Origin of the sequence: Flavobacterium sp. GSA192, assembly GCF_006386525.1 — a bacterium.
GTDB lineage: Bacteria > Bacteroidota > Bacteroidia > Flavobacteriales > Flavobacteriaceae > Flavobacterium > Flavobacterium commune.
This window is the reverse complement of sequence record NZ_VAHC01000003.1, coordinates 383,828-397,805: the sequence shown is the minus strand read 5'-3', so window position 1 is coordinate 397,805 and position 13,978 is coordinate 383,828. Positions and strand designations below refer to the sequence as shown.

The window sequence follows — 13,978 nt, the reverse complement described above, 5'->3', positions numbered from 1 at the left end:
TGCTTCGTTCCGATAGCTATCGGAACGAAGCAATCTCATCTTTTAATTCTTAATAAATAGGAACGAGATTGCTTTGTTTCTCACAATGACTATGAAATACACAAGACTAACAAAAGAACAATTTGAAGAATTACATCCTGAGTTTACTAATTTTTTAGCAACTCAATCCATTGATAAGACTGAATGGGATAAGATAAAAACAGAAAAACCGGAAGTGGCTGAACAAGAGCTGGATGTTTTCTCTGATTTGATTTGGGAAGGAGTTTTGTCTAAAGCGGAATATTTGGAACATTTTTCTAAGAATCATATTTTTCTTTTTCAGTGTTTTGAAACTGAAGTAAAATCCATTGTTTTGAAATCCTTAGTTCCGGATGTGGATTTTTTGACTAAAGATGGTTTGCAATGGTTGAGTGATAATATGTTTACAGAAACTATCGAGATGAAAGTGGGTAGAAAAGTGTTTACCGAAGAGCGAAATACGTCTATTTTTGCTTTAATTCAGCAAGGCGCTTTCTTAAGCGACGGACAATTATTTAAACAAATAAATTCAATTATTGAATCGTAATTTGAAATAATAAAGGCTGTTATTTCTTTTAAATTGGTTATTTTAGTACGCTGTTTATAGAAACTAAAATGACCAATTTTTATATATGGATGTTCTAAATACGATTCAAAAATTAAGAGAGGAACTCAATCTTCATAATTACAATTATTATGTATTGGATAATGCTACAATATCTGATTATGAGTTTGATATAAAATTAAAAGAGCTTCAGGATTTAGAAAATGCGCATCCCGAATATTTCGATGAAAATTCCCCGACACAAAGAGTAGGAGGAATAATTACTAAAAATTTTCAAACGGTAGCGCATACACATCGAATGTATTCTTTGGATAATTCCTATTCAAAAGAAGATTTACAAGATTGGGAAAATCGTATCCAAAAAGTTTTAGGAAATGTTGATTTGCAATATACCTGCGAATTGAAATACGATGGTGCATCGATTAGTATTACTTATGAAAACGGAAAATTGGTTCGTGCAGTTACTCGTGGTGATGGTTTTCAGGGTGATGATGTAACGAATAATATCAAAACCATTCGTTCGATTCCTTTAAAATTAAAAGGAAATGATTATCCTGAGAAATTTGATATTCGTGGTGAAATTATCTTGCCTTTTGCGGGTTTCGAAAAAATGAATCAGGAACTGATTGAAATTGGCGAAACACCTTATTCCAATCCTCGAAATACAGCTTCGGGCAGTTTGAAATTACAAGACAGTACTGAAGTGGCTAAGCGTCCTTTAGAATGTTTGTTGTATTTTGTTACGGGCGAAAAACTGCCTTTTGTTTCTCAATTTGAAGGTTTGAATTCAGCCAGAAATTGGGGTTTTAAAGTTCCTAATGAGGCAAAATTGGCTAATAATTTACAGGAAGTTTTTGATTTTATTGATTATTGGGATACACATCGTCATGATTTGCCTTATGAAACCGATGGGGTGGTGGTGAAGGTGAATAATTTGCATTATCAGGAGGAATTAGGTTATACGGCAAAATCGCCTCGTTGGGCAATGGCGTATAAGTTCAAAGCGGAACAGGTTTCTACCAAATTGAATTCGATTTCGTATCAGGTGGGAAGAACAGGAGCAATAACTCCTGTGGCTAATTTGGAGCCGGTGCAATTAGCGGGAACTGTTGTAAAAAGAGCTTCTTTGCATAATGCCGATCAAATTCAAAAATTAGATATCCGAATTAATGATACTGTTTTTGTAGAAAAAGGAGGGGAAATCATTCCTAAAATTATTGCTGTCGATTTAACTAAACGACCTGAGAATTCAACACCTACGACTTATGTTAGTCATTGTCCGGAATGTCAAACAGAATTGGTTAGAAACGAGGGAGAGGCGAATCACTATTGTCCAAATTTTTATGGTTGTCCGCCGCAGATTATTGGTAGAATTCAGCATTATATTTCGCGAAAAGCAATGGATATTGAAGGTTTAGGAGGAGAAACTGTGGCGTTACTTTACAATAATAAATTAGTTCAGAATTATGCAGATTTATACGAATTAAAAGTGGAAGATATTTTGCCTTTAGAGCGAATGGCACAAAAATCAGCGGAGAATTTGGTAAATGGAGTGGAAAATTCAAAAAACATTCCTTTTGAGAGTGTGCTTTATGCGTTAGGTATTCGTTATGTAGGTGAAACGGTAGCAAAAAAGTTGGCAAAGCATTATAAAAATATTGATGCTTTGAGCAAGGCTAGTTTGATGGATTTGGTTTTGATAGATGAAATAGGAGAACGAATTGCGCAAAGTGTTGTTGATTTTTTTGAAAATGAAGAAAATAAAATTATAATTGAGCGGTTAAAAAGTTTTGGTGTTCAATTTGAGATTGTTGAAAAAATTAATTTGAATGCAACGGATAAATTAGCTGGGAAAACCTTTGTAGTTTCGGGAGTTTTTGCGCAATTTTCACGTGACGAACTAAAAAAAGCCATTGAAGATAATGGTGGAAAAGTGGGGAGTTCAATTTCTTCTAAAACCGATTTTGTGGTTGCGGGAGATAATATGGGGCCGGCTAAATTAGAAAAGGCGAGTAAGTTGAATATCCCAATTATTTCGGAAACTGATTTTATGGAAATGTTAGCTGTAAATTGATATTTTTGTTTTGGTTATAAATTCAATTAGTATCACGAAATAAGTGTTAAGAATTTAACAAAAAGTTTCAAATCATCGTTATACTTTTTTAGATTTGCCACCTATAGTGTAACTTAATTAATTAATTTTGTTTACTAATAAAGACAACTTATGTTTTTAAATTACTTAAAAGATTTTTTAGTAAAGAAAATATTAAAAAACAGCTTACTTAATGTTAAAGCAGGCTCTTTTAATGGTAAAATAGAAACAGTAGGGGTGATTATAGACGAAACTTATTTTAATCATACAGAATTGTTGGTTAGGGAGTTAGTGTTAAATGGAATTGCTGAAGAAAACATAGAATTATTAATCTATAAAAGTAAATCAAAAGTTCGTTTTACTTCTTTGGTAACAAAATTAGAATGGACGCATTTAAGTTGGAAAGGCCAAATTAAAAATCAGGCAGTAAATGATTTTTTGATCAAAGATTTTGATTTATTACTGAGTTATTATGATGTAGATAAAGCGATTTTGCTTGTTGCAACTCAGGAATCAAAGGCCAAATTTAAAGTTGGTTTTTCAACTATAAATAAACGATTGAATAATTTGATGATTAGTACCAATTCAGAAAATTATAAAATCTTTGTTCAGGAATTATTCAGGTATTTAAAAATATTAAACAAAAAATAGAATCTAAAAACATGCAATCATTAATAGGAACTGGTGTTGCTCTTGTAACTCCTTTCAAAGAAGATTTTTCAATTGATACTGAAGCATTAAAAAGAATTGTAAATTTTTCTGTAGATGGGGGAATTGAATATCTGGTTATTTTAGGAACAACAGCAGAGAATGCAACGCTAAGCAATGACGAAAAAGAATTGGTTATCCAAACTGTTATTGAAGCTAATAATGGTCGTTTACCGTTGGTTTTAGGTGTAGGTGGAAATAATACAATGAAAGTGGTTGAGGAGTTAAAAACAAGAGATTTGTCTCCCTATGTTGCAATTCTTTCGGTTTCTCCTTATTATAACAAGCCTTCACAAGAAGGGATTTATCAGCATTTTAAAGCGGTTTCTGAGGCTTCGCCAATTCCGGTAATTATTTATAATGTTCCTGGTAGAACTTCAAGTAATATGTTACCTCAAACAGTATTGCGTTTAGCCAATGATTTCGAAAACATTGTTGCAATTAAAGAAGCTGCGGGCGATATTGTTCAGGCAATGCAATTGTTGAAAGACAAACCAAAAGATTTCCATGTAATTTCAGGTGATGATATGACAGCACTGGCAACTGTATTAGCTGGAGGTTCAGGAGTGATTTCGGTTATTGCACAAGGTTTTCCGAAAGAATTTTCTGAAATGATTCGTTTAGGGCTGAATCGTAAAGTGGATGAAGCATTCAAATCACAATATTTATTGTTTGATTGTATCGATATGATTTTTGAACAAGGGAATCCGGCTGGTATCAAGCAGGTTTTTCAGGCTTTAGGAATCGCCGAAAATATCGTTCGACTTCCATTGGTAAGCGTGGATGAATCCTTACAACAAAGAATTGCCGAATTTGTAAAAAGAATTGACAAATAAGCAGTTTTTGCCCGTTTTTTTTAAGCTAAGAAATATTTTGTAGTCGCTAAATTAATAACTAAATTTGCCACCGAAACTTCGGTATGATTTTTTATAGACTTGAAAAGTCTGTATTTTAAAGATAAAAATAAAAAAATGAAGAAAATTGTATCCTTATTGCTTCTTGTTGTTCTTTTTGGTTCCTGTAATGAGTACCAAAAAGCATTGAAAAGTGAAGATGTTTCGAAAAAATTTGCGATGGCAGATACATTGTTTGCTCAGGCTAAATATTCTAAAGCATTGCGACTTTTTGAGCAAATAGCTCCTGAATTTAGAGGGAAACCTCAGGCGGAAAAATTGTTTTATATGTTTGCACAGTCATATTACAAAACAAAACAATACCATTTAGCAGCCTATCAGTTTGAAAGTTTTGTTTCAGGATACCCAAAAAGTGTGAAAGCAGAAGAAGCTGCTTTTTTAGGTGCCAGAAGTTATGCTGTTTTATCGCCGGTGTATAGTTTAGATCAGGCAGATACTCATAAGGCAATTGAAAAAATGCAGTCTTTTATTGATAGGTATCCTAATTCTTCTTATTTAGCAGAAGCAAATGGTTTGACAAAATTATTGTCTGAAAAGATTGAGAGAAAGGTTTATGAAAACGCAAAAGGTTACAATACTATTTCTGATTTTAAATCAGCATTAGTAGCTTTTGATAATTTTATTATCGATTTTCCGGGTACAAAATTTCAGGAAGATGCCTTGTATTATAAATTTGATTCTGCTTATCAATTAGGGATTAACAGTGTTCCTGAAAAAATGCAGGAAAGATTAAACGTTGCTAAAACTTCGTACCAAAATTTGATTAAGTTTAAAGCGGATACCAAATACAAAGAAAAAGCAGACGAGATGTATGCTCGTGTGGAACAAGAATTACAAAAATATACTAAATAACTATAAGTCATGGATTTAAAAAAGACGAATGCTCCAGTAAATACAATAACGTACAATAAAACGCTTATTGAACAACCTACTGGAAATGTGTATGAAGCAATTACCATTATGGCTAAAAGAGCGAACCAAATTAACTCTGAAATTAAAAAAGAATTAACAGAGAAATTGGAAGAGTTTGCTACATATAATGACAGTCTTGAAGAAGTTTTTGAAAACAAAGAACAAATCGAGGTTTCTAAATTCTATGAAAAATTGCCAAAACCACACGCTTTAGCAGTACAGGAATGGTTAGATGGTAAAATCTATCACAGAGAATCAAACAAATAAGATACTATGTCAGTTTTAAGCGGTAAAAAGATTTTGCTAGGTGTTTCTGGCGGAATTGCCGCCTATAAAACAGCGTCTTTAGTACGACTTTTTATAAAAGCAGGTGCGCATGTCCAAGTGATAATGACACCTGCTTCTAAGGATTTTGTAACCCCACTTACCTTATCCACCTTATCTAAAAATCCGGTTTATTCCACTTTTTTTAATCAGGACGAAGAATATGAAAAATGGAATAATCATGTTGAATTAGGGCTTTGGGCTGATTTAATGCTTGTTGCGCCCGCAACTGCAAATACCCTGTCTAAGATGGCAAATGGTAATTGTGATAATCTGCTTATTGCTACTTATTTGTCAGCAAAATGCCCTGTTTATTTTGCTCCTGCAATGGATTTGGATATGTATAAGCATCCTTCTACTATTGCTAGTTTTAAAGCTTTAGAACAATTTGGTGACATTATGATTCCTGCCGAAAGCGGAGAATTAGCCAGTGGTTTATCAGGTGAGGGCAGAATGGCTGAACCTGAAAATATCATTGCTTTCCTTGAAGCTGATTTGGAAAGTAAATTGCCTCTCAAAGGTAAAAAAATACTAATCACAGCCGGGCCTACTTATGAGGCTATCGATCCTGTTCGTTTTATAGGAAATCATTCTTCAGGAAAAATGGGCTTTGATATAGCAAAAAGTGCCGCTAATCTTGGCGCTTCGGTTATTTTAGTTACAGGTCCTACACATTGTGTTGCAAATCATTCTTTAATAGAAGTAGTTAAAGTTACTTCGGCACAGGAAATGTACGATACCTGTCATCAATATTATAATGAGGTTGATGTGGCCATTGCTGCAGCTGCTGTAGCTGATTATAAGCCAAAAAGAGTAGCTGACCAAAAGATTAAAAAAGCAGCAGATAATTTTATCATCGAACTCGAAAAGACAAAAGATATTCTGTATTCATTGGGGGAAAATAAGAAGAACCAGTTTTTAATCGGTTTTGCTTTGGAAACTGAAAATGAAATTGAGAATGCTAAGGCTAAAATTCAGAAAAAAAACTTAGATTTGATTGTTTTAAATTCTTTGCAGGATGAAGGTGCCGGTTTTCAAAAAATAACCAATAAAGTTACTTTTATCGATAAAGATTTTAAAATTGAACCGATGGAATTAAAATCCAAAGAAGCGGTTGCTGATGATATTATAAATAAAGTAATAGCTCATTTTCATGAATAAGATAATCGTCTTTGTTTTTCTATTAAGCTTTGGTTTTGTTCAGGCGCAACAGTTGAATTGTACTGTGACGGTTAATGCCCAAAAAATGGGTAATCCTAATCAGCAAGTATATAAAACACTGGAAACTTCGTTGAACGAGTTTGTTAATAAAACCGATTGGACTACACAGAATTACAAACAACAGGAAATGATTAATTGTTCGATGTATATTACTTTGCTTTCGCATAGTTCTGATCAGTTTACAGCAACAATTCAGGTTCAATCATCCCGTCCTGTTTTTGATTCTTCTTATGAAACACCGGTTTTGAATATTAATGATAAGGATTTTGGTTTTACTTATACCGAATTTGAAAATTTAGTCTTTAACGTTAATTCATTTCAATCGAATTTGATTTCGGTGATTTCTTTTTATAGTTATATGATTATCGGAATGGATAAAGATACATTTGAATTAAAATCAGGTGATCCGGTTTATCAAACAGCACAAACCATAGCTACAGTTGCCCAGCAAAGCGGATACAAAGGCTGGAGTCAATTGGACGGAAATCAAAATCGTTATTTTTTAATTAATGATTTATTGTCACCAACATTTGCTGAAATTAGAAAAACAATTTTTGATTATCACCAGGCTTTGGACGGAATGACAACTGATACTAAATTGGCTAAAGAAAAAGTGAAAAACTCCTTAATAGCATTGAATAAATTGAATAATTCAAAACCTAATGCCTTTTTGACCCGAGGTTTTTTTGATGCAAAATCAGATGAAATTGTTTCTATTTTTTCAGGAGGACCTAATTTGAGTATTACTGATTTAGTAGATAATTTGAATAAAATTTCGCCTATGAATTCCAGCAAATGGGCAACATTTAAGTTTTAGTTCTCCTTACTTTTTTAGATTATCCAATACAATAACTTATATAAATACAATTAATGATTACTGCACTATCAATAAAAAACTATGCTTTAATTGAAAAATTAGCTATTGATTTTTCTAAAGGATTTTCGATTATTACAGGAGAAACAGGTGCTGGGAAATCCATTATTTTAGGTGCTTTAGGACTGGTTTTAGGAAAACGTGCCGATTTGACTTCTTTAAAAAACAAGGAGGAAAAGTGCATCATTGAGGCCCAATTTGAAATTTCAAAATACAATTTAAGAGCTTTTTTTGAAGCTAATGATTTGGATTACGAAGATGAAACTATCATACGAAGAGAAATTCTACCTTCGGGAAAATCGCGTGCTTTTATTAATGATAGTCCTGTAAATCTTCAGGAATTGCAGGATTTAGGTTTGTTTTTAATCGATATTCATTCGCAGCAACAAACCAGGGAACTTAACGATGAGAATGTACAGTTTGATATAATTGACGCCATTGCTGCTAATCAGGAAATTATTGCTGATTATCAATTGCTTCTTAAAAGTTATAAATCAGATAAGACACAATTAAATTCGCTTATTAAAAAGCAAAGTGAATCTAATAAAGAACAGGAATACCATGCTTTTTTATTGAATGAATTGCTTGCAGCCCAACTAAAATCGGGTGAGCAGGAAGAACTGGAAAGTGTTTTTGAGCAATTGAATAATGTTGAAATTATAAAAGAAGCTATTGATAAATCCTTGGCTATTGCCAATGAAGAGCAATTTGGCGTTTTAAATAATCTGAAAGAAATTAAAACAGCCATACAAAAAATTGCTTCTTTTTCTACTGAGTACAAAGAATTACTGGAAAGAATTGATAGTTTAACGATTGAATTTGATGATATTTCGGCTGAAATGAATCGTTGTTCTGAAAAAATCACTCACGATCCGGAACAATTAGAGCAAATTAATCAAAAGTTACAGCTAATTTATAATTTGCAAAAAAAGCACCAGGTGCTTACTGTAGATGAGTTGTTGTTAATTCAAACCAAATTAGAAAATGAAGTTGTTGAATTAGGAAATATTGAAGAGGAAATTACTCTTTTGAGTACTGCAATTCAGGAAAAAGCTTCAAAATTAAATGCTTTAGCCACTACTATTCATGATAATAGAATTCAGGCTATTCCAGTTTTATCTGAAAAAATGATTGGAATATTGGCGACTTTAGGAATGCCTAATACACGTTTTAATATTGAAGTAACACAAGGTGAAAGTTATTTTGCCAATGGAAAAGACGAATTGCAATTTTTGTTTTCGGCCAATAAAGGAACTGATTTTGGATTGTTGAAAAAAGTAGCTTCGGGAGGGGAAATGTCCCGAATTATGCTGGCTGTAAAAGCTATTTTGGCACAATATTCAAAATTACCAACCTTGATTTTTGATGAGATTGATACCGGGGTTTCCGGAGAAATTGCCATAAAAATGGGAGAAATCATGAAGGAAATGAGCAAGAAAATGCAAATATTTGCCATTACTCATTTACCTCAGATTGCCGCCAAAGGGGAGGCTCATTTTAAAGTGTTTAAATCAACTATTGAAGAGGATACCCAATCGGAATTAAAATTATTGTCAGAAGAAGAGCGCGTTGTTGAAATTGCGCAAATGCTGTCGGGAGCTATTGTTTCAGATTCGGCTCTAAATCATGCAAAAGCCTTGTTGAACTAAAAAAATGCTCTATATTTGCCATCCAAAAACGATAGCTTTTTCTTGATAAAGTCATTGTTTTATTCGATTAAAAAAATAAAAATATAATATTGATACCCTATGATCATAGAACCTAGAATGAGAGGATTTATTTGCTTGACAGCACACCCGGTGGGATGTGAGCAAAGTGTTAAAAATCAAATTGAGTATGTTAAATCAAAAGGAGCCATTGATGGTGCTAAGAAAGTACTTGTAATTGGTGCTTCAACAGGATTTGGTTTGGCTTCAAGAATTTCAAGTGCTTTTGGTTCTGATGCAGCAACTATTGGAGTATTTTTTGAAAAACCACCATTGGCTGGAAAAACGGCTTCACCAGGTTGGTATAATTCTGCTGCTTTTGAAAAAGAGGCTCATAAAGCAGGTTTGTATGCAAAAAGTATCAATGGAGATGCTTTTTCGAATGAAGTAAAAAGAGAAACATTAGATTTAATAAAAGCCGATTTAGGTCAGGTGGATTTGATTATTTACAGTTTGGCTTCTCCTGTTCGTACAAATCCAAATACAGGTGTAACACATCGTTCGGTTTTAAAACCTATTGGAGCTACTTTTTCAAACAAAACAGTAGATTTTCATACAGGAAAAGTTTCTGAAGTTTCGATAGAACCATGCAGTGGTGACGATATCGAAAATACAATTGCTGTAATGGGAGGTGAAGACTGGGCTATGTGGATTGATGCTTTAAAAGCAGAAAATTTATTAGCTCCAGGAGCTGCAACAGTTGCTTATTCTTATATTGGGCCATCAGTTACTGAGGCAGTTTATAGAAAAGGAACTATTGGTCGTGCTAAAGATCATTTAGAAGCTACTGCTTTCACGATTTCTGATAGTTTAGCTGATATTAACGGAAGAGCGTATGTTTCGGTAAATAAAGCATTAGTTACTCAGGCGAGTTCGGCAATTCCTGTAATTCCGTTGTATATTTCTTTATTGTACAAAATAATGAAAGCTGAAGGAGTTCATGAAGGTTGTATCGAGCAAATTCAACGTTTATACCAACAAAGATTGTTTACAGGAGCTGAAGTTCCTGTTGATGAAAAAGGTAGAATTCGTATTGATGACTGGGAAATGCGCGATGATATTCAAGCTCAGGTAGCTCAATTGTGGGAACAGGCAACTACTGAAAATTTAGCTGAAATAGGAGATTTAGAAGGATACAGAAAAGATTTTTATAATTTGTTTGGTTTTGATTTAGCCGGAGTGGATTATAAAGCAGAAGCTGACGAAATGGTTCAGGTTGAAAGTATCGCTTAATTTTATTTCGATAAGAATATAAAAACATAAATTTTTTGATAATGCGTCTTGATTTTAAATGTATAAAAGCATTTAAAATTAAGGCGCATTATTGATTAAAGGTTATCTTTGTTAAAATATTACATTTATATTGTATAATTAATACCGCTTTTAAGAATATGTATTTTTCTTTGATTATTCCCGTGTATAATCGTCCGGACGAAGTAGATGAACTTTTGGAAAGTTTGTCAAAATCAGATTATAAAGAAGATTTTGAAATTGTAATTGTAGAAGATGGTTCTGCAATTAAATGCGAAGATGTTGTCAGTCAGTACAAAAGCAAATTGACGATTTCTTATTATTTCAAAGAAAATTCAGGTCCTGGGGATTCCAGAAACTATGGGATGAGAAAAGCCAAAGGGGATTATTTTATCATATTTGATTCAGATTGTATTATTCCGGCTGAATATTTAACGGAAGTAGATAAGGCTTTAAAAGAAGATTATGTGGACTGTTTCGGTGGTCCTGACAGGGCATTGGATAGTTTTTCGGATATTCAAAAAGCAATTAATTTTGCTATGACTTCTTTTCTTACTACAGGAGGAATAAGAGGAGGTTCAGAAAAAATTGGAAAATTCCAGCCACGAAGTTTTAATATGGGGATTTCCCGTAAAGCATTTGAAGCTTCTAATGGGTTTGGGAATATTCATCCTGGAGAAGATCCTGATTTGTCTATTAGATTATGGAATTTAGGTTTTGAAACCAGGCTTTTTTCGAATGCTTATGTATATCATAAAAGGAGAATTGACTGGGATAAATTTTCAGTTCAGGTAAATAAATTTGGGAAAGCACGACCAATTTTGAACAGTTGGTATCCGGAATACAGCAAGTTGACGTTCTTTTTCCCATCGGTATTTATTATTGGTTTAGCACTTTCGATTGCTTTATTGATATTTACCTATGATCTTTTGGCAAAATTGTATTGTGTTTACTTTTTTGTAATATTTTTAGTGTCAAGTATTCAAAATAAAAGTATTAAAATAGGTTATCTTTCGGTAACTGCAGTTTGGAAACAATTTTCAGGTTATGGTTTGGGTTTTTTAGAGTCTTATATTAAAGTCATTATTTTAAAACAAAAACCGGAAGTGGCTTTTCCTAAATTGTTTTTTAAAGTATAATTATGCCCAAAATTATTGGTTTAACAGGAGGAATTGGAAGTGGTAAAACGACTATTGCTAATTATTTTGCTTCACTGGGTATTCCTGTTTATATAGCAGATGAAGCCGGTAAAAAAGTAATGCAGACTCAGGAAGTTCTTGAGGCAATTAAAGCTGAATTTGGCAAAGTTATTTTTGATAAAAATCAGTTAAACAGAGCGAAATTAGCAGCTATTGTATTTGAAAATCAGGATAAGTTAAAAGCTTTAAATGCTATTGTTCATCCCGCTGTCAGGCAGGATTTTAATGATTGGCTAGCTAAAAATCAAAAAGCTTCGATTGTTGTTTATGAATCGGCAATTTTATTTGAAAGTGGCAGTTATGTTAATTTTGATTACATATTAACAATAACGGCACCTTTAGAATCAAGAATCGAACGTGTTTTAAAAAGAGAATCAATCAGTCGCGATCAGGTATTAAAAAGGATTAATTCGCAATGGACAGACGAACAACGTATTTCAAAAAGTGATTTTGTTGTAGAGAATATTGATATTGATTTGACTAAGCATAAAATCGATGAAATTCTTAAAATTTTGTTGATTAAGCAATAGGACGTGTAGATGTTAATGTTTGGTTAATACATTATCAACTATAGTGTTAAAAAGTTAATTTTGGTTTGATGAATAAATTATTTTTTAGATTTCTTGTTTTATTGATGAGTTTGTCTCTAATAGGGATAATACTCGTTCAGGTATATTGGTTCAATACTTCATTTAAAAATAATGATGAACAATTTAAGTATCATGTTACTCAGGTAATTGATAATGTGGCGGATAAACTTGAAAAACAAGAAGAGTATAGTTTTTATGATAAAATTAATCACATAAAAGACAGTACAGGTAAAATCCCTGAAAAAGAAGATTTATTAGAGATTTTATTTGTTCAGAGAAATACGAAAACCAATAAAACGATAATTTATAAAAACAGTATTACATCTGAAAAGTACGATTACGATGGAGCACTATTCAATAAAAAGTTTAATTCAGGTGGTTTTAAAAGTTTTAGTTCTAAACGATTAACAGAAGTTTATAATAGCAATAAAACTATTGATAATTCGTCATTAAACAAGAGTTTGATTCCGGATGTAAAAATGGAGAAAGAAGGGAGTCTGGATGTTTTGAACAAGGCTCAATTGCAGATTTCATACAAAGATTACGCATCGACATTGTCTATTGAAGAAAGAATTTCGAAAGAAAAACTGAAAAATCTTTTGAAAAAAGAATTGGTTGAACATGGAGTTAATACCAAATTTGAATTTGGAATTTCCAGTAATGGATCGGAGACAAAAATAAAATCGGCAGGTTTTAATTTTGATTTTGATAAAGATGCAACTTATTCGATTCCTATTCTTGCTGATAATGAAGGGAATGAAAAGTATGAATTATCAGTTACTTTCCCCAATAAAAAGAAATTTTTATTGTCAGAATTAGTAAGTATTACAATCTTGTCAATAGTATTTACGTTGATTATCTTAATTGCTTATACCAGTGCATTGAATCAGTTAATTCGTCAACGTCAGATTTCGGAGATTAAGACCGATTTTATAAATAATATGACGCATGAGTTTAAAACGCCTATTGCTACTATAAATTTAGCCTTAGATGCAATAAAAAATCCTAAAATAATTGAAGATAAGGAGAAGGTTTTCAGGTATTTGCAAATGATTCGGGATGAGAATAAACGAATGCACGCTCAGGTAGAAAATGTATTGCGAATTTCGAAATTAGAGAAAAAAGAATTAGATATAGAGAAAGGTTCCAGCAATGTAGAAGAAGTGATTTATGATGCAATTGATCATGTTAATTTAATTTTGCAAGACAGAGGAGGAGAGATACATAAACATTTTGAAGCAGCAAGAACCAGTGTTTTAATTAACGAAGTGCATTTTACCAATGTTATTGTAAACATTTTAGAAAATGCAATCAAGTATTCGCCTGAAACACCAAAGATTGATATTTATACCGAGAATATTAAGGATATGATTCTGATAAAGGTAAAAGATCAAGGTTTGGGAATGAGTAAGGTGGCTCAAAAAAGAGTTTTTGAAAAATTCTATCGCGAGCATACAGGAGATTTACATAATGTAAAAGGACATGGTTTGGGCTTAGCTTATGTAAAAAGAATTGTAGAAGATCATAACGGACAAGTGTTTGTAGAAAGTGAAAAAGGAAAAGGAAGTACCTTCATTATAAAATTACCTCTAATAAATTAGATT

General features: G+C 32.5%; 13 protein-coding genes. All 13 read left to right on the top strand.

What is annotated here, in order from left to right; all coding sequences use genetic code 11:
• Positions 1 to 91 precede the first annotated feature (91 nt).
• The 13 genes from FDM27_RS08585 to FDM27_RS08525 all read left to right on the top strand — a co-directional run bounded on the left by FDM27_RS08585 (position 92) and on the right by FDM27_RS08525 (position 13,975).
• Positions 92 to 565, top strand: a complete 474-nt coding sequence (locus FDM27_RS08585; RefSeq protein WP_140485954.1) for a DUF6495 family protein — start codon at positions 92 to 94, stop codon at positions 563 to 565.
• An 85-nt stretch (positions 566 to 650) separates the two neighbouring features.
• Entirely contained in the window at positions 651 to 2,657 is a 2,007-nt protein-coding gene (gene ligA / locus FDM27_RS08580; protein ID WP_140485953.1) for an NAD-dependent DNA ligase LigA, read from the top strand.
• Between the two features lie 150 nt (positions 2,658 to 2,807).
• A complete protein-coding gene (locus FDM27_RS08575; RefSeq protein WP_140485952.1) occupies positions 2,808 to 3,326 on the top strand; it encodes a DUF6913 domain-containing protein in 519 nt (172 codons plus the stop codon).
• Between the two features lie 11 nt (positions 3,327 to 3,337).
• The gene (gene dapA, locus FDM27_RS08570; protein WP_140485951.1) at positions 3,338 to 4,219 is read left to right on the top strand and encodes a 4-hydroxy-tetrahydrodipicolinate synthase; all 882 of its coding nucleotides are present in this window, start codon (positions 3,338 to 3,340) and stop codon (positions 4,217 to 4,219) included.
• Positions 4,220 to 4,354: 135 nt separating this feature from the next.
• Positions 4,355 to 5,149, top strand: coding sequence for an outer membrane protein assembly factor BamD (locus FDM27_RS08565; RefSeq protein WP_140485950.1), 795 nt, complete (start codon positions 4,355 to 4,357; stop codon positions 5,147 to 5,149).
• A gap of 9 nt (positions 5,150 to 5,158) precedes the next feature.
• Positions 5,159 to 5,476 (top strand): DNA-directed RNA polymerase subunit omega, encoded by a 318-nt coding sequence (locus FDM27_RS08560; RefSeq protein ID WP_035657230.1) that lies wholly within the window; start codon positions 5,159 to 5,161, stop codon positions 5,474 to 5,476.
• A gap of 6 nt (positions 5,477 to 5,482) precedes the next feature.
• Positions 5,483 to 6,694: a bifunctional phosphopantothenoylcysteine decarboxylase/phosphopantothenate--cysteine ligase CoaBC gene (gene coaBC / locus FDM27_RS08555; RefSeq protein ID WP_140485949.1), complete on the top strand. Its 1,212-nt coding sequence runs from the start codon at positions 5,483 to 5,485 to the stop codon at positions 6,692 to 6,694.
• Positions 6,687 to 7,571: a DUF4835 family protein gene (locus FDM27_RS08550; protein ID WP_071185903.1), complete on the top strand. Its 885-nt coding sequence runs from the start codon at positions 6,687 to 6,689 to the stop codon at positions 7,569 to 7,571. Before coaBC ends, FDM27_RS08550 begins: the two co-directional genes overlap by 8 nt.
• A 53-nt stretch (positions 7,572 to 7,624) precedes the next feature.
• Positions 7,625 to 9,277: a DNA repair protein RecN gene (recN, locus tag FDM27_RS08545; RefSeq protein WP_140485948.1), complete on the top strand. Its 1,653-nt coding sequence runs from the start codon at positions 7,625 to 7,627 to the stop codon at positions 9,275 to 9,277.
• A 99-nt stretch (positions 9,278 to 9,376) separates the two neighbouring features.
• Positions 9,377 to 10,567 carry an enoyl-ACP reductase FabV gene (fabV, locus tag FDM27_RS08540; RefSeq protein WP_071185901.1) on the top strand — a complete coding sequence of 397 codons (1,191 nt, stop codon included), beginning with the start codon at positions 9,377 to 9,379 and terminating at the stop codon, positions 10,565 to 10,567.
• A 158-nt stretch (positions 10,568 to 10,725) separates the two neighbouring features.
• Complete coding sequence (locus FDM27_RS08535; RefSeq protein ID WP_140485947.1) at positions 10,726 to 11,724, top strand: glycosyltransferase; 999 nt, start codon at positions 10,726 to 10,728, stop codon at positions 11,722 to 11,724.
• Between the two features lie 2 nt (positions 11,725 to 11,726).
• Positions 11,727 to 12,314: a dephospho-CoA kinase gene (gene coaE / locus FDM27_RS08530; protein ID WP_140485946.1), complete on the top strand. Its 588-nt coding sequence runs from the start codon at positions 11,727 to 11,729 to the stop codon at positions 12,312 to 12,314.
• A gap of 68 nt (positions 12,315 to 12,382) precedes the next feature.
• Complete coding sequence (locus FDM27_RS08525; RefSeq protein WP_071185898.1) at positions 12,383 to 13,975, top strand: sensor histidine kinase; 1,593 nt, start codon at positions 12,383 to 12,385, stop codon at positions 13,973 to 13,975.
• The last annotated feature ends 3 nt before the right edge of the window (positions 13,976 to 13,978 follow it).

What these genes read in the sequence shown, in the direction of transcription:
- FDM27_RS08585 (WP_140485954.1), top strand. Translation starts at nt 92, where the DNA reads ATGAAATACACAAGACTAACAAAAGAACAATTTGAAGAATTACATCCT.
- FDM27_RS08565 (WP_140485950.1), top strand. Translation starts at nt 4,355, where the DNA reads ATGAAGAAAATTGTATCCTTATTGCTTCTTGTTGTTCTTTTTGGTTCC.
- FDM27_RS08550 (WP_071185903.1), top strand. Translation starts at nt 6,687, where the DNA reads ATGAATAAGATAATCGTCTTTGTTTTTCTATTAAGCTTTGGTTTTGTT.
- ligA (WP_140485953.1), top strand. Translation starts at nt 651, where the DNA reads ATGGATGTTCTAAATACGATTCAAAAATTAAGAGAGGAACTCAATCTT.
- FDM27_RS08560 (WP_035657230.1), top strand. Translation starts at nt 5,159, where the DNA reads ATGGATTTAAAAAAGACGAATGCTCCAGTAAATACAATAACGTACAAT.
- coaBC (WP_140485949.1), top strand. Translation starts at nt 5,483, where the DNA reads ATGTCAGTTTTAAGCGGTAAAAAGATTTTGCTAGGTGTTTCTGGCGGA.
- coaE (WP_140485946.1), top strand. Translation starts at nt 11,727, where the DNA reads ATGCCCAAAATTATTGGTTTAACAGGAGGAATTGGAAGTGGTAAAACG.
- FDM27_RS08575 (WP_140485952.1), top strand. Translation starts at nt 2,808, where the DNA reads ATGTTTTTAAATTACTTAAAAGATTTTTTAGTAAAGAAAATATTAAAA.
- fabV (WP_071185901.1), top strand. Translation starts at nt 9,377, where the DNA reads ATGATCATAGAACCTAGAATGAGAGGATTTATTTGCTTGACAGCACAC.
- dapA (WP_140485951.1), top strand. Translation starts at nt 3,338, where the DNA reads ATGCAATCATTAATAGGAACTGGTGTTGCTCTTGTAACTCCTTTCAAA.
- recN (WP_140485948.1), top strand. Translation starts at nt 7,625, where the DNA reads ATGATTACTGCACTATCAATAAAAAACTATGCTTTAATTGAAAAATTA.
- FDM27_RS08535 (WP_140485947.1), top strand. Translation starts at nt 10,726, where the DNA reads ATGTATTTTTCTTTGATTATTCCCGTGTATAATCGTCCGGACGAAGTA.
- FDM27_RS08525 (WP_071185898.1), top strand. Translation starts at nt 12,383, where the DNA reads ATGAATAAATTATTTTTTAGATTTCTTGTTTTATTGATGAGTTTGTCT.